Raw genomic sequence first — 24,853 nt, forward strand, 5'->3', positions numbered from 1 at the left:
GCTCAGCCCTTGGCCCCGAGGTCGGCCGCCCACGGGTAGCCCATGTTCACCTGCGAGGCCGGGGGGCCGGTCACCTTGCTGCCGAGCACGACCGCGTTGGGCACCTCGACCAGCGAGATCCACACCATGTCGGCGGTGAAGCGGCGCTGCAGCTCGATGACGTCCTTGGCGCGGGCCGCGTCGTCGGTGGCGCTCAGCGCCTTGGCGACGAGCTCGTCGTAGTCGGGCGAGCTGAACTTGACCCAGTTGTTCGCCGAGCCGGTCAGGCCGTTGTCGTAGAAGCCGATCGGGTCGGACTTGGTGATGTACCAGTCGTCGGGCACCAGGTCCACCTGCGCGCGCAGCGACTCGTCGGTGTAGAAGCTGCCGAACTCCGAGGCCGGGACCGTCTTGATCTGCGCGGTCAGCCCGATCTTCTTCGCCGCGTCGACCACCGCGTTGGCGATCACCGTACGGGCCTGCTCGCCGTTGGTCGCCACGATGATCGGCTCCTTCGGCGACCCGGCCTCCTGCACGAGCTTCTTGGCCTCCTCGAGCCGCGGCGATTCCGGCGCGCCCTGCAGCTGGTCGTAGGCCGCCTGGAACGCCTCCTTCTCGTAGGACCACGCCCCCGCCCCGACCGGCACCTTCCACGGCCTGGCCAGCCCCGCGAACCCGGACTTGGCGATGCCCGCCCGGTCGACCGCCAGCGACAGCGCTCGCCGGATCCGCGCGTCCTTCATCACGCCGCGGTCGGTTGGCAGCAGCACGAACACGCGCGTGGTCGCGCCGTAGGCCACGCTCACCGCCTGGTTGCTCTGCAGTGCCACCGCGGGCCCGGTGTCCGACAGGTACGCCCCCTGCGCCGCCCCCGTGACCAGGCTGTTGACCAGCGCCGTGTCGTCGGCCCACTGGAAGGTGACGGTCTTGGTGAGCGGTTTGACGTCCTTGTTCCAGTACGCGTCATAGCGCTCGATCGTCAGCCGGCTGCCGGACTTCCACTCCTTGAGCCGGTAGGGTCCGCTGCAGGCGTCTTCGTGCCCGGGTGTGCCGAAGTCCTTGCCGAGCTCGTCCACGATCTTCTTGTTCAGGACGATGCCCGCGCCGCCCGCGAGGGCCTGCACGAACAGCGCGTTGGGCCGCTTGAACGCGATCGTGACCTCGTGGTCGCCGGTCTTGGTGACGGACTGCACGTCCTCGAACTCGTCGGACTCGTCCTTGCCCTCACCCGAGTGCCGCTTGAGGCTCCACACGACGTCGTCGGCGGTGACCGGCGAGCCGTCGTGGAAGGTGGCGTCCTGGCGCAGCGTGAGGACCATGGTCTTGGGGTCGGGTCGCTCGGCCTTCTCGGCCAGCCACGGCTTGACCGTCATGTCGGGCTGGGTCTGCATGAGGCGCTCGCAGACGTTGGCCATGACCGTGCGGTTGTCGGTGCCGCCGTCGAGGTCGAGGTCGAGGGTGCCGGGCTCCTGCCCGAGCAGCCAGACGGCGTCGTCGAGCGGGCCTGCCGCCTTCGGCGTGCGGTCGACCAGCGTGAGCGTGGCCGGGTCGGGCGCCTTGGTGGTGGCCGCGGGTCCGCCGCAGGCCGCGGTGAGACCGGCGAGCCCGAGCAGGGCGAGTGTCTTCTTCACGGGGTCACTTCTCCATGCGGTCCGTCGTAGAGGTTCCAGGGCGCGCGCTCGTACTCGTGGTCGCAGGGCGTGCCGGCCGCGATCAAGTAGTCGCCCGTGGTGAGGTCGACGCAGCTCGACAGCAGGGTCGCCCACCGTTTGACGGCGGGCTGGGTCTCGTCGGGGTGGGTGCAGAGGGACTCGGGGTAGCCCAGGTGGTCGGACATGGCGAGCTTGATGCGCTTGCGGGCCTCGTCGGTGCCGGACGCCTCGGCCACGGTACGCAGCCCGCCCTCGGCCCTGGGCACCCGGAACAGCGAGTCGGCCGAGCCGGGCCGGTAGGTCGCGGCCAGCTGCGGCGGCACGAACGCCTGGTAGTGGTTGCCGTGCACGAGCAGCCCGTCGGTCGGGTACATCCAGCCGATCGCGCCGGGCGTGGTCTCCAGGTCGATGGCGAAGCCGTCGCGGTGGGTGACCAGGGCGTTGCTGGCGATGTGGGCCCGCGACTTGGTCAGCGCCTCCAGCGCGGAGTTGAGGTTGCCGCTGTCGAGCACCTTGCGCCTGATCAGCGTCTGCGGCACGCCCACCGAGTCGTCGAAGCGCCCGCCGAGCCCGTTGGCGTTGAGGGCGATGCCCGCCGAGTTGGCCCCCTGCCGCCCGACCTGCCCCGCCTCCACGTGCATGATGACCGTCGGCCGGCCGGGCTGCACCACCCTCAGCACCATCACCGTGTCGGAGACGCCGTCGCGCCAGTCCCAGTTCTGGCCCGCGTAGACGTGGCCGTCGCCGGAGGCCTCCGGCATCAGCGCGAACGACGTGCACCCGTCGGGCTCCATGGAGCCGAACGTGGTGTCGTAGATGATCTCGCCGCGGGCGTTGAGCGCCAGGATGTCGAGGAAGCCGACGCCGGCGCCCTCGGCGATGCCCTCCATCTCCTCGACCAGCTCCGGCGCGAACTCCTTGCTGGGCTCGACCCAGCGCGCCGCCCGCGCGCCGACCTGCTCCCACGACAGGCCGCTGGAGTGCGCGAACGCCTCGGCGTAGTAGGCCAGCGCGTGGTGCACGCGGTCGCGGGCCTGCTCGCCGTACTGGCGGCCACGCTCGCGCGGGGCGCCGGAGATCTCGACGAGGGGCAGGGATGTGAGGCTCAATGGTGCTCCTTGGACCGGCCGGCGTCCTGTAACGTTCATTTCAAGGGACGGCAAGTCTGTAGCGGTCGTTTCCAAGAAAGAGTAATGAGCGCTACACGGGAGTCAAGAGTCGTAATGGAAAATACACACAGCCCAATCGAGCAGCTCAGAGCCATGGTCAGGCAGCTGTGGGACGAGCTGTCACCGGCCGAGCGGGCCGTGTGCCACTATCTGATCTCGGCCTCGCCCGAGCAGATCCTCTTCGCCAGCGCCCAGGAGTTGGGCAGCGCGACCGGCACCAGCAACGCCACCGTGGTGCGCACCATGCAGCGGCTGGGCTTCGGCGGCCTGCCCGGGCTCAAGCGGGCGCTGGCGGCCGAGTTCACCTCGTCCGTGGCCCCCGACGTCCGGCTCAAGCGGCGCATCGGCCACGTGGGCCAGGACCTGCCGGCCATCTGGGAACGGGTCTTCGACGAGGCCCGCGAACGCATCGACCACTGCCGCCGCCTGCTCGACCCCGAGGCGTACAAGAAGGCCGTCGAGCTGCTGGTCAACGCGCCAGGAGTGCTCGTCTACGGCGCCGGCGCGTCCGACCCGGCGGCCCGCCACCTGGCGCTCAAGCTGGGCCGGCGCGGCCACCGCGCCCGCGCCACCTCGGCGACCGGCTTCGCGCTCGCCGACGACCTGCTCTCACTGGCCCACGACGAGGTGCTCGTCATCTTCCAGCCCGGCCGCCGGCTCAAGGAGATCACCGTGCTGATCGAGCGGGCCCACGCGGTGGGCGCGGGCATCGTGCTGATCTCCGACGAGCTCGGCGGCGAGTTCGCCGAGCGCGTCGACGCGGTGCTGGCCGCGCCGCACACCCCCACCGGCATCACCGGCGAGCCGCTGGCCGGCATCCTCGTGGCCGACGCGCTGCTGCTGGCGCTCGACTCGCTCGACGAGTCGCGCTCCGTCGAGCATTCCCACCAGCTCAACGCTCTGCGCGAGCAGCTGCTCGGTCCCCGTTTCCGCTAGCTAGCGGAGCCGCAGGCCCACGAGCAGCGTCCAGGCGGGGAACATCGTCCAGACGACGGCGCCCGGGATGCCGCCGGCGGCCCAGGCCCACGACACGCCGGACACGATCGTGACGAGGAAGCCGATGCCGAACGCCCCGACGGCGACCGGCAGCCCGATCACGATGGCCCGGCCGAGGCGGGTCACCGCCGCGGGCAGGGCGCCGGTACGCGCCCCCGCGGCGCTGATCGCGCCCGCCCAGCACATGGCGGCGACGCCGCTCAGGCTCACCGGGACGACCTGGTACCCGAACGGCATCAGGCCCGTGAGCAGCAACGCCTGCAGCACGACGACCAGGACGGCGGCGACCAGGCCGATCCTGGTCCACACGCGGACGCGGGCGTCGCCGTCCATGAGGCGTCCCAGGCCGAGGACCACCGGCACGAGCGCGAGGTACTGGAGCAGGATGAGGACGTCGTTTGCCGGGCCGAGCCAGCTGTCGCCGGGGTCGTCGGCCCAGGGCTGCGCGACGACGTAGAACAGGACCAGGAAGGCGTTCGCGATCAGGCCCGTGACGCCGCCGGCCACCGCCTGCCGGCGCAGCCGGAGCAGGTCTGTCTTCACCGGGGTTCTCCTTCACTCTCGTGAGTTGCCCGCCGGGCCGCCGATGAGGAACGGGGTCGTGACGTTCTCGTACATGAGGTGGACGAGCAGCCCCTCACGCGCGTGCGGCAGGTTGTGGCAGTGATCGACCCAGATGCCCGGGTTGTCGGCGAGGAAGGCGACGTCGTAGGACTCGCCGTCCTCGACGTTCAGGGAGTCGACCCACCAGGGGCTCCCGGTGGCGGGCACGCCGTCGCGGGAGAGCACCACCGCGCGATGGCCGTGCAGGTGCATGGGGTGGACCTCGCCGCTGTCGTTGACGATCGTCATGCGGACGACGTCGCCGTCGGCGACCGTGAACATCGGCACGTCCGGGTACATGTGGCCGTTGACGGTCCAGTAGAGCCCGGGGACGCCGTCGAGGAAGCCCGGCCGGCGGCCCATCTCGTAGCGGACGGCGCGGTCGGGGCGCGCCGCGTCGAAGCCGAGGGGCGCGGGAGTGCCGTAGGTCAGCAGGTCCAGGGTGGCGGCGGGCCGGGCGCTCGCGGGCACGCCGGACGGGCGGCCGAGCACCACCGACAGGGGCCCGCCGATCTGCACCCGTACGGAGCCGCCGCCGGACGGCATGGTCACCTCGATGTCGGCCCGGCCGCCCGCCGTCACGAGGACGGCGGCGCGCTCGACCGTCGTGGGGCCGTGCAGCTCGGTGCCGTCCACGGCGACCAGGCGCCACGCGGCGCCGGTGACCCATACCGGGGTGGGGCCGTTGTCGGTGTTGACCACGCGGACCCGGGCCGTGGCGCCGGGCCGGGCCGGGACGGTGACGTCGGATTCGGATCCGTTGAGGGTGCGGATCCCGTGGTAGAGGTGGGCCAGGGCGACGACGTCGAGCGCGGCCGGCGGGTGCGCGGGCCGTACGACCAGGGCGCCGAAGAGGCCGCCCGCGACCTGCTCGTGCGACAGCTGGTGGGAGTGGTACCAGAACGTCCCGGCCCGGCGGACCACGAACCGGTAGACGTAGTCCCGGCCGATCTGGACCGCGTCCTGGGTGACCCCGGCGACGCCGTCCTCGCCGCCCGGGACTTCCACGCCGTGCCAGTGCGCCGTGACCCCGCCGGGTACCGACTCGTTGACCAGCCGCACCTGTACGAGCTGGCCCGCCACGGCCGTGATCTGGGGGCCGGGGGAGCGGCCGTTGAAGGTGTACCCGTCGACCTCGCGGCCCGACGCCAGCCGCAGCCGCTGCTTGCGCGCGGTCAGCGTCACCTCGACGTCCGGCCTGCGCGCCGGGTCGGCGACCAGCGAGGTGATGTCGCGGGTTGCCCCGCTCTGGTGATGGTGCGGCCCGCCTGCCTCCCGGCCGCCGTCGGCGTACCCCATGTCCATGACGGAGTACGCCTGAGGCAGCCGGCTGGCCTGCCACAGCCAGGCCAGCGGGGCGACGACGGCGAGCGTCGCGGCGCAGGCCGCGACGAGCCGCACGCGACGGGTGAGGACCATGACCCTCACACCGCCGCCGAGGCGGGCGCCTCGGCGGCCACGGGCCGGGCGCGCCGGGCGGCGTGCAGCGCGACGGCGAACAGCGCCATCGCGTTGAGCCCGTGCAGCGCGCCCAGCCACGGCAGGTCGTGGCCCGAGTAGCCGAGCATCGCCTGGACGGCGACGAGGAGCAGCACGAACGCGGCGAACTTGACCCCGCCGGGGATCCGGGCGAAGAACGAGACGATCAGGAGGAGGAGGGCGACGGCGGGAATGACGATCCCGCCGTTGATGCCGTGCACGATGATGCCGATGACCTCCGGGAAGGGCAGGGCGTCGCTCTCCATGACGGCCTTCTCGAACACGTTGCCGTCCGAGACCCACTTGCCGAGCCCCGCGATGGCGAGGACGATCACCGCCGCCTGGACGGCGACCTCGACGGCGACGGCGTACGCCAAGATCTTGTAGACGATTCTCATGGTGTCTGTCCTTTCGACGGGGAGCGGAGCGCCTTGACGAGCAGGGCGGCGCCGAGCGGGCCGGCGCCGAGGAGGTAGGGGGCGGCGAGGTCGGCGGTGAGCGCGCCGAGCAGCGTGGCCACCGCCGCGATCCCGCCGGCGACCGGGTGCGCCAGCCCGGCCCGGGCCGCCGCGTACGACAGGCCCGCGAGCCCGCAGGCCGCACCGACGGCCAGCGCGGGCGGCAGGATCGGGCCGGCGACGTGGAGCGCCGCTTCGACCGTCGCCGCCGAGGCGACCACACCCAGCAGGGCCAGGACCACGGCGGCCGGCGCGCGGCCGGCGTGCCGGGGCCCCCACGCGGACAGGTCGCGGTAGACCAGCGAGACGGCCACGACGGCCAGCCACGCCCCGGTGCTCCGGACGAGCCCGAGAGCCGGCTCGCCCGCCAGGCACCCGGCCAGGCAGAGCGCCGACGACGCCATCAGGCACAGCCCGCCGGCCACCCGCGTCCTCATGACCGTCAGCGTCGGCGCGCTCGCGTCCCGTCGTCACGGGGCAGATGTCCCTGCCTGACCGGGAGGCCGCACCGGGAGACTGGGCCGGGAGCGCGGGGCCGGGCGACCTCAAGGCTGGGCGACCTCAGGGCCGGGCGACCTTCCGGCCGGGGTTACCGGGGCTCGCCGCCGAGCCCGGCCTCGCGGGCCCGGACGATGGCCGCCGACCGGTCGGCGACGTGCAGCTTCGTCAGGACGTTAGAGACGTAGTTGCGTACGGTCTTGCCGCTCACGCCGAGCCGCTGGGCGATCGCCGTGTTGTCCAGGCCGCGCGCGACGAGCCCCAGGACCTCGTGCTCGCGCTCGGTGAGCTGCGGGAACGGCGATGCCACCGCGGCGCGGGCGAAGTGCGCCAGGATGCGCGCGGCCACGCCGGCGCCGAAGACCGCCTCGCCGCGGGCGACCGCGCGCACCGCGGCCACGATCTCCTCGGGCCCGGCGCCCTTGAGCGCGTACCCGTGGGCGCCCGCGCGCAGGGCGGCCAGCACGTTCTCGTCGTCGTCGTACATGGTCAGGATCAGCGAACGGGTGGGCAGGCCGGCGGCGCGCATCCGCGCGGCGACCGTGAGCCCGTCGCCGCCGGGCATGTTCAGATCGAGCACGGCGACGTCGGGCCGGTGCTCGAGGGCCAGGCGCAGGGCGTCCGCGCCGGTGGCGGCGACGGCCAGCACGGTCATCCCGGCCTCGGCGTCGAGCAGCGCCCGCAGGCCGGACACGAAGACGGGATGGTCATCGGCGAGCATCAGCCTGATCATGGTCCCCTCCCAGGCTCGTCGGCAGAAAGGCGCGGATGTGGGTGCCGCCGCCGGGCGGGGAGCGCATCGACCAGACCCCGCCCACCTCGGCGGCCCGTTCGCGCATCGAGCGGATCCCCACACCGGCCGTCCGATCGGTGTCGAGCCCGCGGCCGTTGTCCCGCACCGTCACCTCCACGCCGCCGTCCGACGGCGTGACCGTCGCGGTGCAGTGGGTCGCCTCGCTGTGGCGGACCGCGTTCGTGATCGCCTCGACGGCGATCCGGTAGGCCGCCGTCTCGACCGCGGCCGGCAGCGCCGGAAGCTGCTCGGCGCCGACGACCTCGATGGACATGGCGCCCGACAGGGCCGCCGCCCGCGCCCGGATCGCGCCGACGACGCCGAGCTCGTCCAGGGCGGGCGGGCGCAGCGCCTCGACCAGACGCCGCACGTCGGTCAGCGACGCGGCGGCCTCCGCGGAGATCTCGTCGAGCAGCGGACGCGCCGCCGAGCCGGGCGGTACGTCCCGCGCGGCGAGGCCGGCCTTGATCCGGATCGCGGCCAGGGTCGGGCCCAGACCGTCGTGCAGGTCGCGCCGTAACCGGCGGCGCTCGTCCTCGCGCGAGGCCACGACCTCGGCGCGGGACCTGACCAGGTCGTCATGCAGCCGTACCGCCTGCACCGCGGTGCCCACCTGCTGCGCCAGGGAGGCGATCAGGCCGAGGTCGACGGGGTCGAGCGGATCGTCGCTGCCGCGGGCCGAGACGCGCAGGTGCCCGATGAGCGTCCCGTGGTAGCGCAGCGGCTCGACGTGCACCTCGCCGACGGGGACGCCGTACTGCGTGGCCAGGTGACCGGCGCCGGATCCGTCCACCAGGTCGATCGCCGCGTGCGGGACGCGCAGCGACCGGGCCACGGTCTCGACGATCGCGGGCAGCACGTCGGCGGGCAGCAGCACCGCCTGTAACCGGGTGCCGAGGCGGGTCAGCGCCGCGGACGGGTCGCGGCGGTCGCCATACATCACCCGGTTGACCGTACTCTGCGCCAGCGCGCGCAGCGGCGCCAGCGCGAGCGCCGCACCGGCCGCGGTGAGTGCCGAGGCCACCGGCTGCGACAACCCCAGCCCGCTGACCAGCAGCGCCACGACGGCCGCGTACCCGGCGACCAGGATCGCGACCACGCTGGCGTACACCAGCGACCGGTTCGCCAGCCGCTCGATGTCGAACAGGCGATGGCGGCGCAACGCCACCCCGATCCCGGCCACGAACGGCAACCCCGACAGCCCGAGGGCCCCCGGCGGCAGGGGACGCGCCGCGGCGAGCAGTTCGGGAAGATGCCAGCCGGCCAGGCCCAGCAGCGTCGCGACCGCGCCGCCCGCCACCAGCCAGCGCATCCTCGCGCGCGTCAGCGGATCGGGGTTGCGGCGATAGCCGACGAAGCCCCACACCGTGCTGGTGACCAGGACGGCCGCCACGACCGCCGTCTGGCCGCCGTGCACCAGTCCGAGCCGGCCGAGCGCGTTGGGCGCCAGCGGCGCGGCGAGCGCGCTCCAGAGCGCCATCGCGGCCGGCGGCGCGGCGTACGCGACGGCCATGGCCCGGCGGCTGCGGGCCGGCAGCGGGCGGGGCGCGATGAACGCGATCGTGAAGGCCAGCAGCCCTCCCCAGGAGATCGAGTACGCCACGATCGTGTTGAGGTGGAACAGCCACAGCTGGGCGCCGCCGGTGGCCAGGGCGAGGACGGGCAGCCCGGCGGTGACGGTCAGCGTGCTGCCCAGCAGGCCCGCCGCGAGCACGAGCAGCGGAGCCGTCGCGGGCTCCTCGGGCCGCCGCAGGTACAGCGCGACGGCCAGCCCGGCCAGCGCGAGGACGAAGACCAGGTCGCCCCAGCCCGCCATGAGCAGCGGGTACGGATCGGGGCGGCCGACCCGGACCGCCACCGTCGTCGCCTGCTCGCGGACCACGTCGTAGACCAGGGTCGTGCCCGGCCGCGGACGGGGGACGACGCCCAGGCCGTCGGCGAGCCGATGCCCGGACACGCCGGTCACCAGGTCACCGGTCCGCAACCCCGCCCCGCCAGGCGCGCCCGCTGCGCCTGCGGGGGTGCGCGGTGCGTCCACGGGGGCGCCTGGGACGTTCACCACCACGCCGTCGGCGCGCCACCCCAGCGGCACCACGCTGCCGTCCGACGGCGCGTCCAGCCCGGCGGCGGTTGCCACCACGCCCAGCACCACCAGGACGATCGCCACTCCCGCCGGAATCCGGCGCGACCGCCCTGACGGGGCCGGCCACAGTCGCCACATGGACACGCACACATCGTGACCGACACCCGGGCGGGAAAACCATCACCCGGACGCCTACGGTTTGGATGGAAAGCCGTGTCAACGGCCGGTCAGGGGCTAGCCCGACTTCCCGGACAACGTGAGAGCCCAGGCCAGCAGGCCGAACGCGGTCGTGGAGGCGACCACGCGGACGAGGTTCCAGCTCCGCCACCGCATCTCGCCGAACGCCTCGCGGACCGCGGCCACGTCGATGCGGCCGGGATCGCCCGCCGCCTTGATCGCGTCGTTGAGCGGCACGTTGACGGCCAGGGTGATGACGACGGTGATCGCGTACAGGACGAGCGCGGCGACGATCCACGGCAGGGCCGGGCGGCCGAGATAGGCCACCGCGGCGAGGATCGTGAACAGCAGGGCGCCGAAGAAGCCGCCCGCCATGAACCACGGATTGATGATCGCCCGGTCGATCGACTGGAACGCGCCCACGAAGGTGCGGTCGTCGGTCCGCCCGAGGCCCGGCATGATCGTGTGCGCGTAGAGGCCGAAGACCCCCGCCACCAGGCCCATCGACAACGTCGCGGCCATCAGCGCCGTGATCCGCATGCCTTCCACAGAGTCCTCCCGGCGGGCTCGGCGATGTCGTGCGGCCCTCACGATCCCATCGGCCCCTTTCGCGGGCCTGTCGTGAGCCTGTCGCGCGTGCCACGCCGAACCCGGCGGCACCGGCGAAAGGGGCCGGTCCGCGCGGCGCAAGGTTTGTGCAAGAACGACGACATCGCCGGTGGCTACCGTCGTTCGTGCGGAGAAAGGTTCGCGTGCCGGCGTCGCGTCTCCCCCCACATGCCTCTGGTGGATGCGAAGGAGGTCGATGTGATCGTTTTCAGGGTGCTCGGCGCGTTGGAGGTGGAGCGCGACGGGAGGACGCTCCCGATCGGCGCCGGCAAGCAGCGGATCGCACTGGCGACGCTGCTGCTGCACGCAAATCAGCACGTGTCGATGGACCGCCTGGCCGAACGGCTGTGGCACGACGACGCCCCGCTCGACCCGCGGGCCGCGGTCCACACCCACATGACCCGGCTCCGATCTGCCCTGAACGAGGGCCGGGGCAGATCGGGGCCGATCGAGACCGGTGGCGGCGGCTACCTGCTGCGTGCGGTCCCGGAGTCGGTGGACCTGCTCCGGTTCCGGCAGCTGGTGGCCGGGGCGGCGGAGGCGGACGGGGAGGCGAAGGGCGTCCTGCTTCGGCAGGCGCTCGGGCTGTGGCGCGGGCCGATGCTCTCCGACGTGCCGTCGGACGTGCTGCACCGTGACGACGTGCCGTCCGTGCTGGCGGAGCGGGCGCACGCCCAAGAGGAGTGGTTCGAGCTCGCGTGGCGTTCCGGGCAGGGCCCGCAGATCATCGGGGAGCTGCGGGCCGCGCTGACCGGCTTCCCGCTGAGCGAGCGGCTGGGCACCCGGCTCATGCTCTGCCTCTACCAGGCCGGCCGTCAGGCGGAGGCGCTGGAGGTCTACGAGACCGTACGCAAGGGGCTCCGGGACGAGTTCGGCCTGGAGCCGGGGTCGGAGATGCGGCGGGTGCAGGCGCTCGTCCTGCGCCAGGAACCGGTGGAGCCCCTCGCCGCCCCTGCGCTCACGACCGCCCCCGCGCCGCAGGAACCGGTGGAGCCCGTGAACGTCCCCGCGCAGAAGGCGAGGCCCGAGGCGGCCGCGGCCCCGGGCCTCGGCCGGCTGCCGGTGGACGTGCGCGCCTTCACCGGGCGGGCGGCGCAGGTGGAGGCACTGACGGCGACGTTGGAGCGGGCGGGGGTGGCGGCGATCGCCGGGACGGGCGGCATCGGGAAGTCCGCGCTGGCCGTCCACGTCGCCCACCGGGTCGCGGGCCGGTTCCCCGACGGGCAGCTGTACGTCGATCTGCGGGGCGCCACTCCCGACGTGCCCCCGCTGGGGCCGCGTGAGGCACTGGGGCGCATCCTGCACGCGATGGGCGTGCCGGCCTCGGCGGTGCCCGACGACGTGGAGGCGGCGGCGAGCCTGTTCCGTTCGATGACGGGGACCAGACGCCTGCTCCTGCTGCTGGACAACGCGCGGGACGCCGGCCAGGTGCGTCCGCTGCTGCCCGGCGGCAAGGGGTGCGGCGTGCTGGTGACCAGCCGCCGGATGCTCACCTCGCTCGACGGGGTCCGGCACCTGCAGCTGGACGTGCTGCCCGAGGCAGACGCGCACGCGCTGCTCGGCCGGCTCGCCGGCGTCCGGCGGCTCACGGCCGAGCCCGAGGCGAGCGCGGAGATCGTACGGCGCTGCGGCGGCCTGCCGCTGGCGCTGTCCATCGTGGCCGCCCGGCTGGCCGGCCGCCCTGACTGGCCGGTGGCGGCCATGGCCGCCCGCATGCGGCGCGCCGAACCGTCGCCGGACGGCGGGCTGGAGGAGGACGACGACCGGACCATCCGCGCGAGCTTCATGGTGAGTTACGAGGATCTGCTCTCCTCGCCGGCCGGCGAGGCCGCCGCGCGCATGTTCCGGCTGCTCGGGCTCTTCGACGGCCACGACATCGGCGTGCCGACCGCCGCCGCGCTGGCCGACGTGCCCGCCGAGCAGGCCGAACGGCTGCTGGAGCTGCTGGTGGACGCGCAGCTGGTGCGGACGTACGCGCCCGGCCGGTATCGCATGCACGACCTGCTGCGCCTGTTCGCCCGCGAACTCTCGGCGCAGGACCGCGACGCGGCCCGGGCGGTGCGGCGGATGCTGCACTTCTACCTGGCCACCGCGCGCCGCGCCGTGGGCGTGCTCAGCCTGCCGCAGCTGTGGCGGGCCGAGGTCGGTCCGGCCATCCCGGCGGGCAGCGGCCTCCTGCTGGACACGCGTGAGGCGACGCTGGCCTGGACCGACGACGAGGCGTACAACGCGGTGGCCGTGGTGCGGCAGGCGGCCGGGGGCGAGGACGACGATCTGACCGTCGGGCTGGCCACGGCGCTGTCGTACGTGCTGTTCACCCGCGGGCGGTGGCGGCAGGAGCTGCAGATCTGCCGGACCGCGCTCGTCGCGGCCATCCGATCGCGCAACGCGCTGTACCGGGCGATCATCCATCAGAACCTGGGCACCGCGCTGTCGGCCCGGGAGCGGATGGCCGACGCCGTACCCCATCTGGAGCAGGCCCTGCGGGCCTATCGAGAGGTGGGCGTGCCCCGCCACGAAGCGACCCTGCTCGACGATCTGGGCAGCGCCAGGTGCCGCGAGGGCCGTTACGCCGAGAGCGTCGACTATCACCGGCAGGCGCTGAAGGTCCACCGCAGTCTGGGCAACCGGCTCGGCGAGGGGATCACGCTGTCCAACCTCGGGCTCGCCCACCAGCGGATGGAACATTACCCGGAGGCCTTCCACCTGCACGGCAAGGCCATCGCCATCTTCCGCTCCAGCGGCAACGGCCGGCTCCACGCGGCCGCGCTGGGCAACCTCGCCGAGGCCTGCCGCCTGTCCGGCCGGGCGGAACGTGCCATCCGCCATTTCGAGCAGGCCCTCGACATCGACCGCCGCGCGGGGCACGGCGGCTCGTACGGGCACGCCGAACGCCTGTGGGGACTCGGCAGGGCCCTACACGATCTGGGCAAGTCGTACGACGCCCGCCTGTGCTGGGACGAGGCCGCCACGATCCTGCACGACCTCGACCTCATCTCCGCCGGCGAGAAGCGCCACATCCAGACGAGCACCACACCCGAGACGCCAGAGGTCATCCAACGACAGCTATGACCTGGCGGACGCGCCCACGGCGAGAAAGGGCAGCCATGGAACTCGACGACGAGCCGCGTTTCCGCGTGCTCGGCCAGCTGGAGGTCGTCAGGCGGGGGAGCCCGGTCACCGTCGCGGCCGCCAAGCAGCGGGTCGCGCTGGCCGCCCTGCTGCTCCAGGCCAATCACCTGGTCACCAGGGACGAGCTGATCGAGCGGATCTGGGGGAGCGAACCGCCCGCCAACCCGTTCGCCTCCCTGTACACGCACATGGCCCGGCTGAGACGCACCTTGCGTGGCGGCCGGGAGCTGATCAGGACGCACGACCTGGGCTATTCGATCCAGGTCACCCCGGAGACGCTCGACGTCCTGCGGTTCCGCCGGCTCACGGAGCTGGCGGCCGAGGCGCGGACGCGCGACGACGCCGCGCGGGAGACGCGGCTGCTCCGCGAGGCCCTGGCGATGTGGCGGGGGCCCGTGCTCGCCGACGTCGCGTCGGCGTCCCTGCACCGCGACGTCGTGCCGATCCTGGAGGAGGAACGGCTGCGGGCGCAGGAACGCTGGTTCGAGGTGTCGATCAGCCGGGGGGAGCCCGCCGAGGTGATCCCGGACCTGCAGGCGGCCGTGGACGCGCACCCGTCGCACGAACGCTTCTGGGCCCAGCTGATGGTCGCCCTGTCGCGGGCCGGACGCCAGTCGGAGGCGCTGCGTACGTACCGGAAGGTGCGTGATCTGCTGGGCGAGCTCGGCCTGGACCCCGGCCCGAGGATCCAGCAGGCCCGCCGGGACATCACCGCACCACCCGAACCCGCCCCCGACCCGCCACCGCGGCGGCCCGCCGACGCCGCCCCGAGGCCCGCCGCCGCGCCCGCTTTCGTGCCGGTTGAGCGGCCCGCCGAGCTGCCCGCCGACAACGGCGCGTTCACCGGCCGGGCCGCCGACGTGGAGTTCCTGCGCGATCACATGACGGCCGGCACCCGGCACCCGGCGATCGTCGCGATCACCGGCGCCGGCGGCGTGGGCAAGTCGGCGCTGGCCGTCCACGTCGCCCACCGCGTCGCCGGGCACTTCCCCGACGGCCAGCTGTACGCGGACCTGCGCGGCGCCACCCTCGACGGCGAGCCGCCGCGACCCGCCGAGGTGCTGCGGCGGTTCCTGCGTTCCCTGGGCGTGGCGGAACCTGCCGTCCCGGCCTCGGCCGAGGAAGCCGGGGCCCGCTACCGATCGCTCACCAGCGCCAGGCGCATCCTGGTCGTCCTGGACGACGCCCGCGACGCGGACCAGGTACGCCTGCTCATCCCCGGCGGGCTCGGCTGCGGCGTCGTCATCACGTCCCGGCGCCTGCTCGCGCCCATCGGCGGGGTCGTCCACCGCGACCTCGGCGTCCTGCCCGGCGAGGACGCGGGCCTCCTGCTGTCGCGGCTCGTCGGCACGGAGCGCATCGAGGCCGAGCCGCAGGCGGTGGCCGACGTGGTACGCCTCTGCGGCGGCATGCCCCTGGCCCTGACCATCGTCGCCGCGCGCCTGGCCGCCCGGCCGGCCTGGACCGTGACCGCGATGCGCGACCGGCTCGCGACCGAGCAGCGCCGGCTGGCCGAGCTGCGGGTGGACGGCCGGGCGGTCCGGGCCGGCTTCGAGGCGAGCTACCGGGACCTCGTGGCAGGCGGGGACGGCGCGGCCGCGCGGCTGTTCCGGCTGCTGGGCGCGCTCGGCTGTGCGGACGTCGGCGCCGAGGCCGCCGCGGCCCTGGCCGGCCTGTCCGCCGGCCGCGCCGACGAGCTCCTGGAGAGCCTGGTCGAGTGCCGGCTGCTCGACACCCCCGGCCCCGGCCGGTATCACATGCACGACCTGCTCCGCCTCTACGCCCGGGAGTGCGCGCAGGCGTGGGACGCCGGCCAGTCCGTCGACGCGGCCGTGCGCCGGGTCCTGCACTGCTACCTGGCGACCGGGCGCTGCGCGACGTCGCTGCTCGACCCCGCGGCCGGGTGGCGCGCCACCCTGGGGCCCGCGACCGACGGCGACCGGAGGATGGTCCTGACCGGCCGGCGGGACGTGCACGCCTGGGTGGACGCGGAGGCCGCCAACATGGTCACCGTCGTACGGCAGGCGGCCGGCCGGGACGACGACCTGACCGTCGCGCTGGTCGCCGCGCTCGGCTACCCGCTCCACGTACGCGGCCGCTGGCGCCAGGAGCTCCTGATCTCCCAGCTCGGCGTGGAGAGCGCGGAACGCACGGGGAACGTGGCCCACCAGGCGTTCGCCTACACCGGCCTGGGCGTCGCCAGGTCCCAGCTGGGCTACCTGGCGGAGGCGGACCAGTGTTTCGAGCGGGCTCTCGTCGACTACCGCCGCATCGGCGACACCCGGCGGGCGGCGGTCGTGCTCGACCACGCCGGGACCGTGTGCCGGCGCATGGGGATGCCCGATCGGGCCGTGGAGCGCCACCTGGAGGCACTGCGCCTGCATCGCGCCCATGCCGACCGCCGCCACGAAGGCGTCACGCTGACGAACCTCGGCCTGGCCCACCAGCGCGCCGGGCGGTTCGGCGCGGCATTCGACGCCCACCGCCAGGCCGTGGCCGCCCTCCGGACCGGCGACGCCCTCCGGCCGCTGGCCGGCGCCATCGGGAACCTGGCCGAGGCCCACCGGCTCACGGGAGACCCGGGCACGGCGGTGGAGCGGTACCGGGAGGCGCTGGCGCTCGACGGCACGGGCGGGCACAGCGGCTCCTACGGCGAGGCCGAACGCCTGTGGGGGCTCGGCCGGGCCTACCACGACCTGCGCCGGGCAGGCGAGGCACGCGAGTGCTGGCGCGAGTCCGCGGAGATGCTGCGGCGCCTCGGCCTCATCTCGCCCGCCGAGCAGCTCGCCATCCACGCGAGCGCCACCCCCCGCACGCCGGACGTCATCGAACGCCACCTTTGAGCCTGCAGGGGGGTGCCGTTCAGCTCACAGGAACGCTCGTGGAAGCGGGCGATTCGCGATTCATGTCGTACCACGACATCGCCGCCAGGGCAGGGGGCGGGCGCACCACGGTCTACCGTCACTTCCCCAGCGAGGAGGAGCTGCTGGCCGCGTGCGGCGGGCGGTACTTCGCGGGCCATCCGCTGCCCCACGTCTGGCGCCAGGACGCGGATCTCGCCCCGGCCGCCCGGCTGCGTTCGCCATCGGCGACGGGGCCCGTCGTCGCGTGATCCGCGCGGCCATCGCGCTGGCCCTGTCCTTCCACAGCTGGCACAAGCTGATCCGCGACTGCCGCCTCACGGACGGCCAAGCGGTGGACCTCTGCTCGCGGCTGCTCTGATCGTGGCCGCGCGTAGCCGAACGGCCCGCATAGGATGGATGTAGATCCAAGGCGCGACGGGGGAAACGCCGCCTCCCCACCCGCCCGTGCTGTCGTCCATCACTTCGCGACGTCAGGATGAATGTGGATATAAGGTCAGATGCCGGATTCCGGTTCGGGATTTTGGGACCGCTCGAAGTCTTACGTGACGGCCGGCCGATCTCCCTTCCGGCGGCCAAGCAGCGGATCGTGCTCGCCACGCTGCTCCTGCGCGCCAACCAGAACGTCTCGCCGGACGAGCTGATCGAGCGGGTCTGGGCCGACGCCGTCCCCCACAACGCCCGCAGCGCGTTGTACACCCATGTGGCGCGGTTGCGGCGCGCGCTGGGGGAGGACGCGGGCGGTGACGGGTCCCACCGGCTGATCCGCACGTCCAACGACGGCTACGTCATCCACCTGCCGGCCGAGGCACTGGACCTGTCGCGGTTCCGGGATCTGGTCGCGCGGGCCGGCGTCGGCACGGACGCCGCCGGTGAGGCGGATCTCCTCGGCCGCGCGCTGGGGCTGTGGCGCGGCCCCGTGCTGGCCGGCGTTCCGTCGGAGTCGCTGCACCGTGACGAGGTGCCGCTGATCGTGGAGGAGCGGCTGCGGGTCGTCGACCGGTGGTTCCAGCTCGGCCTGCGGCTCGGCCGCGACGACGAGATGGTCAAGGTCCTCAAGGAGGCGACCGCGGAGCATCCGTTCCACGAGCGGCTGTGGGCGCAGCTCCTGATCGCGCTGCATCGGTCCGGCCGCCGGGCGGAGGCGCTGGAGACCTACCGGAGCGTCGTCACCCTCCTGCGCGACGAGCTGGGCGTCGACCCCGGCCAGGAGCTGGTCCGCCTGCACTCCGCCATCCTGGCCGACGACGCCGAGCCCGCCCGCGCACTCGATGACGGCCACCTCCCGCCGGCCGCTCAGCCGCTCGTCGAGGAGCACGACTCTCCGCCGAGCCTGGTACGCCCCCAGCAGCTGCCCTCCGACCTCGCCTCCTTCACCGGACGCCGCGGCGAGTTGGCGGCCCTGGACGCTCTCCTCGACCGCGAGGACGCGCACGCGTCGCCGCCGATCGTGATCGCCGCCATCAGCGGGATGGGCGGAGTGGGCAAGACGGCGCTGGCCGTGCACTGGGCGCACTCGGTCGTCGACCGGTTCCCCGACGGCGTGCTCTATCTCAATTTGCGCGGCTTCGGGCCTGGCACGCCCGTCGAGCCCCATGCCGCGCTGGAGCTGCTGCTCAACGCGCTGGGCGTGGTCGGGCAGCGGGTTCCCGCGGAGACGGACGCCCGCTCGGCGCTGCTGCGCAGCGTGCTGGCCGGGCGGCGGGTCCTGATGCTGCTCGACAACGCCCGCGACGCGGCCCAGGTGCGTCCGCTGCTGCCGGGCTCGCGCTCGTTCGTGCTGGTCACCAGCCGTAACCAGCTGCGCGGCCTGGCCGTACGGGAGGGGGCGCGGCTCATGGTTCTCGGCGAGTTCTCGCCCGGCGAGTCGACCGCCCTGCTGGCCACGATCCTCGGCCCGGAACGGATCGGCGCCGAGCCGTGGGCCGCCGCCGAGCTGGCTCGGTCGTGCGTCCACCTGCCGCTGGCGCTGACGATCGCGGCCGAACACGCGATGTACCGCCCGCACAGCCCGCTGCACAGCCTGGCCGAGGAGGTGCGGGCCCAGCGGACCCGGCTGGACGCGCTGGTCACCTCTGACGACCACGAGGCGAGTGTGCGGGCGGTGCTCTCCTGGTCGTATCTGGCGCTGGAGCCGCCGGCGGCGCGCATGTTCCGGCTGCTGAGCCTGCATCCCGGCCCCGACGTCGGCCCGGGGGCGGCGGCCGCGCTGGCGGGCGTCCCGGTCGCCGAGGCGCGGCGGCTGCTCGACGTCCTGGCCGACCGGTCGCTGCTGGAGCGACCCGGGCAGGAACGGCACCGCTTCCACGACCTGCTCCACGCGTACGCCGCCGAGCAGAGCGCCCTCACGGACGGCGCGGCCGAACGGACGGCCGCCGTCCGTCGCCTGCTCAACTGGTACCTCCACACCGCGACCCGCGCCGCGGACCTGGTCGAACCCACCAGGAGACGCTTCCCCGACGTGACCGACCGCACCCCCGCCGAGCCGCCCGCGCTGGACGGCCCGCAGGACGCGCCGGTGTGGGTGGAGGAGGAACGGGCCGGCCTCGTGGCGGCCGTCGCGCTGTCGGCCGAGCACGGATGGGACGACTTCACCTGGCGGCTGGCGCACGCTCTCTGGCGGTTCTTCCTCATCCGGGGGCACGTACGCGACTGGATCGACACGCATCTGCGGGCGCTCGACGCCGCGCGGAACACCGGTGACCCCCGCGTCCTGGCCGAGACGATGAAGAACCTCGGCTTCGCGTACTGGCGGGCCGGGCACCTCTCCGAGGCACTCGACTACCACGGCCGGGCGCTCGTCCTCGACCAGGAGAGCGGCGACGGCTGGGGCGAGGCCAAGACGCGCAACCACCTGGGGTTCATCCACGACCGCGCGGGCCACTTCGCCGAGGCGCTGCGCCAGCAGCAGCGCTCCCTGGCCCGCTACCGGGAGGCGGGCGACCTGTGCGGCCAGGGCCGCGCGCTCGTCGGCATCGGCAACGCCTACCGCCAGCTCGGGCATCTCAGCGCGAGCATGGTCCACCTCAAGAGGGCGCTGGCCATCACCCGCGAGATCGGCGACCAGTGGGGCGAGAGCCTGGCCCTCATCGCCACCGGCTTCACCCGGCTGACCGGCGGCTGCGGCGCGGAAGCCACCCGCCCTCTCTACCGGGCCCTGACGATCTCCCGTGCGATCGGCGACCGTTGGGGGGAGGGCATGGCCCTCATCGTGATCGGCCTCGGCCAGCTGATCGACGGCGAGTACGGGGACCCGTCCCACCCGCTGTGCCAGGCGCTCACCATCTCCCGCGAGATCGGCGACCGCTGGAGCGAAAGCCTCGCGCTCACCGCCATGGGGTTCGCCAGCCTGGCCTCGGGGCGGAACGCGGAGACCACGCGCTACCTCCGGCGCGCCCTCACCGTCAGCCACGAGATCAGGTGCATCGCCGGCGCCGACGACCTGCTCCACGAGGCGTTCCGCACCGCCATGCCGCGGGCCGGCCACCAGACGCTCGTCTCCACGCTGTCCTTCCACACCCGCCTGCAACTCAGGCTGGCCGCCGTGGACGCCCCCCGCGCGCTCGGCCCCTCCCCACGATGAGCACGGCGATCAGGGCGCTTCGCGCTCCCACTGCCGGTAGGCGGCGACCGCGGTCGGGAGCGTGGGGAAGAGCCGCTGCTCGCCGACCGCGGCGGTCAGGCCGTAGGCGTCCAGGTACGTGCGCAGGTCCTGCTTGACCCTGGCCATGGCGAAGACGATGCCGCGCCGCTCCAGCTCCTGGCGCAGGGAGTCGACGGCGTCCAGGGCGGTGATGTCCACCTCGACGTTGGCCTCGACGTTCAGGACGAACCAGTGGACGGGGTCGTCCTGCTGGTCGACGGCGGCCAGGGCGCGGCGGTGGAAGTCCTGGGCGTTGGCGAAGAACAGCGGCGAGTCGTAGCGGTAGATCACCAGGCCGGGGATGGTGCGGGCGGCCGGATAGTCGTCGATGTCGTGCATGCCCGCCAGGCCCGGCACCACGCCCAGGATCGCGTCATGGGGGCGGGCCACCCGGGCGAGCATCTCGGCGACCGACAGGGCCACGGCGAGCAGGATGCCGTACAGGATGTCGAAGATCAGGACCCCGGCGAAGGCGCCGAGGGCGAGCATCAGCTCGGTGCGGCGGAAGCGGGCCAGCCGCACGAAGTCGGGCAGTGAGACGAGCCGGGTGGCGGCGTAGACGACGATCGCGCCGAGGGCGGCGGTGGGGAAGTCGGCCAGCAGCGGCCCGGCGAACATGAGCACCGCGACGACGGCGGCCAGGCAGGTGAGGGAGTACAGCTGGGTGCGGGCGCCGGCCGCGTCGGCGAGGGCAGTACGGCTGCCGCTGCTGCTGACCGGGAAGCCGTGCAGCGCGCCCGCGCCCAGGTTGGCCGCGCCCAGCGCGAGGAGCTCCTGGTTGGCGTCGACGTCCTGGTGGTGGCGGGCGGCGAAGGAGCGGGCGGTCAGCATGTTGTCGCTGTAGCCGACGAGGAAGACGCCGACGGCGGGCAGCAGCAGGTTCTCCAGCGGGGGCAGCGAGGGGGCGGGCAGCCCGGCGGGGATCTCGCCGACCACCTTGACGCCCTGGGCCTCCAGGTGGAACACCGTCACGCTCAGCGTGGCCAGCAGCACCGCGAGCAGGGGCGCCGGGGCCGCGGGCAGCCGCCACTGCAGCAGGAACAGGAAGGCCAGCACGGCGGCGGCCATGACGACGGTGGCAGGATGGGCGTGGGGCAGCAGGCGGACGAACGACGTCACCTGCTCGATGAGGGACTCGCCCGTCACCGGGGCGCCGATGAGCTTGCCGAGCTGGCCGGCGACCATGATGACGGCCACGCCGGCGAGGTAGCCGACCAGGATCGGCCTGGACAGCAGGTCCGCGACGAAGCCCAGCCGCAGCAGCCGGCAGCCCAGGCAGAGCAGCCCGACGATCAGGGCCAGCGAGGCGGCAAGGGAGGCGTATCCGGCCGGGTCCCCGGCGGCCAGAGGGCCGATGGCGGTGGCGGTCATCAGCGCGGTGGTCGACTCGGGCCCGACCGACAGCTGGCGGGAGGAGCCCAGCAGGGCGTACAGGGCCAGCGGGGCCAGGATGGCCCACAGCCCGGTCACCGGCGGCAGCCCGGCCACGGTCGCGTAGGCCATGACCTGGGGGACGAGGTAGGCGGCGACGGTCAGCCCGGCGAGCAGGTCGCCACGCAGCCATTCGCGCCGGTAGGCGGTCAGGGTGGCCAGGCCGGGCAGAAAACGGATCACGCCCGAGGATGGCGCATGATGGCACGCGGGCGCCAGCATCACGCGCCTTGACCGGTGGAAGGAGTCTGAAGGCCATGAGCTCTGACAGGTTGCGGCGCAAGTTTTATGAGAAGCGGCTGTTCCAGTTGCAGGGTGAGCTGGTGAAGCTGCAGGAGTGGGTGAAGGCGGAGGGCCAACGGGTCGTCGTGATCTTCGAAGGGAGGGACGCGGCGGGCAAAGGGGGCACGATCAAGCGGGTCGCCGAATACCTCAACCCGCGCGTGGCCAGGATCGCGGCGCTGCCCGCGCCCACCGAGCGGGAGCGGACGCAGTGGTACTTCCAGCGGTACGTGGAGCACCTGCCGGCGGCTGGGCAGATCGTGCTGTTCGACCGGAGCTGGTACAACCGGGCCGGGGTGGAGCGGGTCATGGGGTTCTGCACGCAGGAGGAGTACACCCGCTTCCTGCACCAGTGCCCGATCTTCGAGCGGTTGCTGGTGGAGGACGGGATCCTGCTGCGCAAGTACTGGTTCTCGGTGAGCGACGACGAGCAGGAGCGGCGGTTCCGGTCGCGGCTGGAGGATCCGATGCGGCGGTGGAAGCTGTCGGAGATGGACCTGGAGTCGATCACGCGGTGGGAGGAGTATTCGCGGGCCAAGGACGAGATGATGATCCACACCCACATCCCCGAGGCGCCGTGGTACGAGGTGGAGAGCGAGGACAAGCGGCGGGCCAGGATCAACATGATCTCCCACCTGCTGTCCACGATCCCGTACGGGGAGGTGCGGCGGCCGCCGCTGGAGATCCCGCCGCGGCCCGGCCCCAGCGGCTACCGGAGACTGCCGCGGGTGGAGACGCCGGTCCCGGACGTGACCGGGGAGCTCGCCTGACCCGCGGGGCGCTCCCTCCCGATGAGCATCGCCGTGCGGGCACCTGACCGATCAGGGGCCGGGTTCGCGCCCGGCCGCCCTGGAACGGAACCGCGACGGCGAGACGCCGGCCCACGCCACGAATGCCTGCCGTAAGGACTCGGCCGAGGTGAACCCGCACCGGCGGGCGATGGCCGCGACCGGCTCGCGCGATCCGGTGAGCAGCTGGGAGGCCGCCTCCAGCCGCGCGTCACGGACCAGCCGCGACGGGGTCCGGCCGACGTGCTCGACGAACAGCCTGCTCAGATGCCGCTCGCTCACCCCGGCGAGCGCGGCCAGCCGCGGGACGCTCAGATCGCCGTCGAGGTTGCTGATCACGTGGTCGACGACCCGCCGGACCAGGGCCTGGTCGGAGCGCGGGATCCGGTTGAACAGGCTCACCTGCGCCTGGTTGCCGGGGCGCTTCAGGTAGGCGACCATGCCCATGGCCACGCGGCGGGCGAGCTCGGCCCCGTGGTCCTCCTCGATGAAGGCCAGCGTGAGGTCGAGGGCGGCGGTGACCCCGCCCGACGTCGCGACCGCGCCGTCCCGGATGAAGATCGGCGCCGGGTCGACGTTGACCCGCGGGTAGCGCGCGGCGAGCTGCCCCGCGTAGTGCCAGTGCGTGGTGGCCCGGCGGTGGTCGAGCAGCCCGGCGGCGGCCAGCACGCTCGCCCCGGTGCACACCGACGCCACCCGCCGCGACAGACCGGCGAGCCGCAGGACCTGGCTGACGAACCGGGGATTGGCGGCGGCGGCCGCGTGTCCCCGCCCGCCGGAGATGACCAGGGTGTCGATCGGGCCGTCCATCCCGTCGATCCGGTGCTGCGCGGACAGCTCGAGCCCGGAGTCGCAGCGCACGGGCCGGCCCATCGGCGTCGCGAACACGACCTCGTACGCCGGGTCGGCGCCCTGCTGGTTGGCGTGGTCGAACCCGGTCGTCACGGACGCCACGTCAACGAGCTCGATGCCGTCGTAACCGATCATGACGATCAGCCGTGCCACCATGGCCACATCGTACGGGTGCGCCGCTCGCCACGGCGATCCCCGGACCTCCGGCCCACTACGATGATCATCAATTGTGGTCGTCACCTGGGGGCGGTAGAAGTTGTCAGGGCCAGAACGCGTTCGTGCCGTCCTGGAGAGCAAGCTCGTGCAGCGGGCCGTCATCGCCGTGATCGTCGTCAACGCGATCACCATCGGATGCGAGACGAGCGCGTACCTGATGGAGCAGGCCGGCGGGCTGCTGCACGCCGTCGACCGGATCGCGCTGGCGATCTTCGCGGTCGAGATCGCCGCCCGCCTGTACGCCTACCGCACGTCGTTCTTCGCCGACCCGTGGAACTGGTTCGACGCCGCCATCGTGGCCATCGCGCTCGTCCCGGCCTCCGGGCCCACGTCGGTGCTGCGTTCGCTGCGCATCCTGCGGGCGCTGCGGCTGGTCTCGGCGGTGCCCAGCATGCGGCGCGTGGTGGGCGCGCTGCTGACCGCGCTGCCCGGGATGGCCTCCATCATCGGCCTGCTGGTGCTGATGATCTACATTGCGGCGGTGATCTCCACGAAGCTGTTCGGGGAGCTCGTGCCCGACCGCTTCGCCGACCTGCCGCGCTCGCTGTTCACCCTGTTCCAGATCATGACCGGCGACGACTGGGGCAACGTCGCGCAGGAGGTGATGGAGCACAAGCCGTGGGCGTGGGTCTTCTTCATCGTCTACATCCTGATGTCCACCTTCGTCGCGCTGAACCTGTTCATCGCGGTGGTGGTCAACGCCATGCACGAGACGGAGCCGTCCCCGGCGGAGACCCGCGCGCAGTCGGAGCTGGAAGAGGTGAAGCAGGAGCTGGCGGCGGTCAACGCCAAGCTCGACCAGCTCCTGACGCGCGAGCCTGTGCCCGCGACCGGCAAGGGCCCCTGATCGGCCTTCCTGCCGCCGCTACCTTCTCCGCCGCTGCTTGCCGCCGTAGAGGCCGACCGTCAACGAGACGCCGAGGGCCGCCAGGGCGACCTGGATGGCGAGCTCGATCCAGTCGACGCCGCCGGTGTCGGCGACGCCCAGAACGGTGGCGATCGCGGTGCCGATGAGCGCCGCGACGACGCCGATCGCGATCGTGAGCCAGATGGGGATGCGCTGCCGCCCCGGGATGACCAGCCGCCCGAGGGCGCCGATCACGATGCCGATGATGAGTCCGGAAATGATGCCGGTGATCGCCATGCTGAACT

19 protein-coding genes are annotated in these 24,853 nt (G+C 73.4%); 7 read left to right on the forward strand and 12 right to left on the reverse strand.

Going from position 1 to position 24,853, the window contains the following annotated elements; all coding sequences use genetic code 11:
• Nucleotides 1–2 precede the first annotated feature (2 nt).
• The gene (locus tag ACIBI9_RS37160; RefSeq protein WP_397229236.1) at nucleotides 3–1,610 is read right to left on the reverse strand and encodes an ABC transporter substrate-binding protein; all 1,608 of its coding nucleotides are present in this window, start codon (nucleotides 1,608–1,610) and stop codon (nucleotides 3–5) included.
• A complete protein-coding gene (locus tag ACIBI9_RS37165) occupies nucleotides 1,607–2,740 on the reverse strand; it encodes a C45 family autoproteolytic acyltransferase/hydolase (protein WP_397229238.1) in 1,134 nt (377 codons plus the stop codon). The genes ACIBI9_RS37160 and ACIBI9_RS37165 overlap by 4 nt, the downstream gene beginning before the upstream one ends.
• Nucleotides 2,741–2,893: 153 nt before the next feature.
• Here ACIBI9_RS37165 and ACIBI9_RS37170 point away from each other — a divergent pair, with 153 nt between their 5' ends.
• Nucleotides 2,894–3,736: a MurR/RpiR family transcriptional regulator gene (locus ACIBI9_RS37170; RefSeq protein WP_397229240.1), complete on the forward strand. Its 843-nt coding sequence runs from the start codon at nucleotides 2,894–2,896 to the stop codon at nucleotides 3,734–3,736.
• On the opposite strand, the gene ACIBI9_RS37175 is transcribed toward ACIBI9_RS37170, so the two are convergent.
• The 7 genes from ACIBI9_RS37175 to ACIBI9_RS37205 form a co-directional block, all read right to left on the reverse strand.
• Nucleotides 3,737–4,339, reverse strand: coding sequence for a hypothetical protein (locus ACIBI9_RS37175; RefSeq protein WP_397229242.1), 603 nt, complete (start codon nucleotides 4,337–4,339; stop codon nucleotides 3,737–3,739). It abuts the gene before it with no gap.
• A 12-nt stretch (nucleotides 4,340–4,351) separates the two neighbouring features.
• Nucleotides 4,352–5,818 carry a multicopper oxidase family protein gene (locus ACIBI9_RS37180; RefSeq protein ID WP_397229244.1) on the reverse strand — a complete coding sequence of 489 codons (1,467 nt, stop codon included), beginning with the start codon at nucleotides 5,816–5,818 and terminating at the stop codon, nucleotides 4,352–4,354.
• 5 nt (nucleotides 5,819–5,823) lie between these two features.
• Nucleotides 5,824–6,276: a hypothetical protein gene (locus ACIBI9_RS37185; protein WP_397229246.1), complete on the reverse strand. Its 453-nt coding sequence runs from the start codon at nucleotides 6,274–6,276 to the stop codon at nucleotides 5,824–5,826.
• Nucleotides 6,273–6,773, reverse strand: coding sequence for a hypothetical protein (locus tag ACIBI9_RS37190; RefSeq protein WP_397229248.1), 501 nt, complete (start codon nucleotides 6,771–6,773; stop codon nucleotides 6,273–6,275). Before ACIBI9_RS37190 ends, ACIBI9_RS37185 begins: the two co-directional genes overlap by 4 nt.
• A 152-nt stretch (nucleotides 6,774–6,925) precedes the next feature.
• Nucleotides 6,926–7,567: a response regulator gene (locus tag ACIBI9_RS37195; RefSeq protein WP_397229250.1), complete on the reverse strand. Its 642-nt coding sequence runs from the start codon at nucleotides 7,565–7,567 to the stop codon at nucleotides 6,926–6,928.
• A complete protein-coding gene (locus ACIBI9_RS37200; RefSeq protein WP_397229484.1) occupies nucleotides 7,542–9,848 on the reverse strand; it encodes a GAF domain-containing sensor histidine kinase in 2,307 nt (768 codons plus the stop codon). Before ACIBI9_RS37200 ends, ACIBI9_RS37195 begins: the two co-directional genes overlap by 26 nt.
• 96 nt (nucleotides 9,849–9,944) lie before the next feature.
• Nucleotides 9,945–10,427, reverse strand: coding sequence for a DUF1772 domain-containing protein (locus ACIBI9_RS37205; protein WP_397229486.1), 483 nt, complete (start codon nucleotides 10,425–10,427; stop codon nucleotides 9,945–9,947).
• Nucleotides 10,428–10,694: 267 nt separating this feature from the next.
• Between ACIBI9_RS37205 and ACIBI9_RS37210 the strand changes: the two genes are divergently transcribed.
• The 4 genes from ACIBI9_RS37210 (at nucleotide 10,695) to ACIBI9_RS37225 (ending at nucleotide 20,072) form a co-directional block, all read left to right on the forward strand.
• Nucleotides 10,695–13,568 carry an AfsR/SARP family transcriptional regulator gene (locus ACIBI9_RS37210; protein WP_397229252.1) on the forward strand — a complete coding sequence of 958 codons (2,874 nt, stop codon included), beginning with the start codon at nucleotides 10,695–10,697 and terminating at the stop codon, nucleotides 13,566–13,568.
• A gap of 35 nt (nucleotides 13,569–13,603) precedes the next feature.
• A complete protein-coding gene (locus tag ACIBI9_RS37215; protein ID WP_397229254.1) occupies nucleotides 13,604–16,471 on the forward strand; it encodes an AfsR/SARP family transcriptional regulator in 2,868 nt (955 codons plus the stop codon).
• Nucleotides 16,472–16,509: 38 nt separating this feature from the next.
• Nucleotides 16,510–16,740: a TetR/AcrR family transcriptional regulator gene (locus ACIBI9_RS37220; protein ID WP_397229256.1), complete on the forward strand. Its 231-nt coding sequence runs from the start codon at nucleotides 16,510–16,512 to the stop codon at nucleotides 16,738–16,740.
• A gap of 272 nt (nucleotides 16,741–17,012) precedes the next feature.
• Nucleotides 17,013–20,072 (forward strand): AfsR/SARP family transcriptional regulator, encoded by a 3,060-nt coding sequence (locus tag ACIBI9_RS37225; RefSeq protein ID WP_397229258.1) that lies wholly within the window; start codon nucleotides 17,013–17,015, stop codon nucleotides 20,070–20,072.
• A gap of 9 nt (nucleotides 20,073–20,081) precedes the next feature.
• Here ACIBI9_RS37225 and sulP read toward each other — a convergent pair whose 3' ends face one another.
• A complete protein-coding gene (sulP, locus tag ACIBI9_RS37230; RefSeq protein WP_397229260.1) occupies nucleotides 20,082–21,746 on the reverse strand; it encodes a sulfate permease in 1,665 nt (554 codons plus the stop codon).
• A gap of 74 nt (nucleotides 21,747–21,820) precedes the next feature.
• Here sulP and ppk2 point away from each other — a divergent pair, with 74 nt between their 5' ends.
• Nucleotides 21,821–22,615, forward strand: coding sequence for a polyphosphate kinase 2 (gene ppk2 / locus ACIBI9_RS37235; RefSeq protein ID WP_397229262.1), 795 nt, complete (start codon nucleotides 21,821–21,823; stop codon nucleotides 22,613–22,615).
• A gap of 51 nt (nucleotides 22,616–22,666) precedes the next feature.
• On the opposite strand, the gene ACIBI9_RS37240 is transcribed toward ppk2, so the two are convergent.
• On the reverse strand, nucleotides 22,667–23,641 hold the full coding sequence (locus ACIBI9_RS37240; protein WP_397229264.1) for a GlxA family transcriptional regulator: 975 nt from the start codon (nucleotides 23,639–23,641) through the stop codon (nucleotides 22,667–22,669).
• A 145-nt stretch (nucleotides 23,642–23,786) separates the two neighbouring features.
• On the opposite strand from ACIBI9_RS37240, the gene ACIBI9_RS37245 reads away from it, so the two are divergent.
• Nucleotides 23,787–24,548 (forward strand): ion transporter, encoded by a 762-nt coding sequence (locus tag ACIBI9_RS37245; protein ID WP_397229266.1) that lies wholly within the window; start codon nucleotides 23,787–23,789, stop codon nucleotides 24,546–24,548.
• Nucleotides 24,549–24,566: 18 nt separating this feature from the next.
• Here ACIBI9_RS37245 and ACIBI9_RS37250 read toward each other — a convergent pair whose 3' ends face one another.
• Nucleotides 24,567–24,845 (reverse strand): GlsB/YeaQ/YmgE family stress response membrane protein, encoded by a 279-nt coding sequence (locus tag ACIBI9_RS37250; protein ID WP_397229268.1) that lies wholly within the window; start codon nucleotides 24,843–24,845, stop codon nucleotides 24,567–24,569.
• Nucleotides 24,846–24,853: the final 8 nt, after the last annotated feature.

Source organism: Nonomuraea sp. NPDC050451 (genome assembly GCF_044458585.1).

Excerpts from the sequence above, each read along its gene's own strand:
- ACIBI9_RS37200 (WP_397229484.1), bottom strand. The coding sequence starts at position 9,848 with ATGTGGCGACTGTGGCCGGCCCCGTCAGGGCGGTCGCGCCGGATTCCG.
- ACIBI9_RS37190 (WP_397229248.1), bottom strand. The coding sequence starts at position 6,773 with ATGAGGACGCGGGTGGCCGGCGGGCTGTGCCTGATGGCGTCGTCGGCG.
- ppk2 (WP_397229262.1), top strand. The coding sequence starts at position 21,821 with ATGAGCTCTGACAGGTTGCGGCGCAAGTTTTATGAGAAGCGGCTGTTC.
- ACIBI9_RS37195 (WP_397229250.1), bottom strand. The coding sequence starts at position 7,567 with ATGATCAGGCTGATGCTCGCCGATGACCATCCCGTCTTCGTGTCCGGC.
- ACIBI9_RS37250 (WP_397229268.1), bottom strand. The coding sequence starts at position 24,845 with ATGGCGATCACCGGCATCATTTCCGGACTCATCATCGGCATCGTGATC.
- ACIBI9_RS37180 (WP_397229244.1), bottom strand. The coding sequence starts at position 5,818 with ATGGTCCTCACCCGTCGCGTGCGGCTCGTCGCGGCCTGCGCCGCGACG.
- ACIBI9_RS37240 (WP_397229264.1), bottom strand. The coding sequence starts at position 23,641 with ATGGTGGCACGGCTGATCGTCATGATCGGTTACGACGGCATCGAGCTC.
- ACIBI9_RS37185 (WP_397229246.1), bottom strand. The coding sequence starts at position 6,276 with ATGAGAATCGTCTACAAGATCTTGGCGTACGCCGTCGCCGTCGAGGTC.
- ACIBI9_RS37170 (WP_397229240.1), top strand. The coding sequence starts at position 2,894 with ATGGTCAGGCAGCTGTGGGACGAGCTGTCACCGGCCGAGCGGGCCGTG.
- ACIBI9_RS37215 (WP_397229254.1), top strand. The coding sequence starts at position 13,604 with ATGGAACTCGACGACGAGCCGCGTTTCCGCGTGCTCGGCCAGCTGGAG.
- ACIBI9_RS37205 (WP_397229486.1), bottom strand. The coding sequence starts at position 10,427 with ATGCGGATCACGGCGCTGATGGCCGCGACGTTGTCGATGGGCCTGGTG.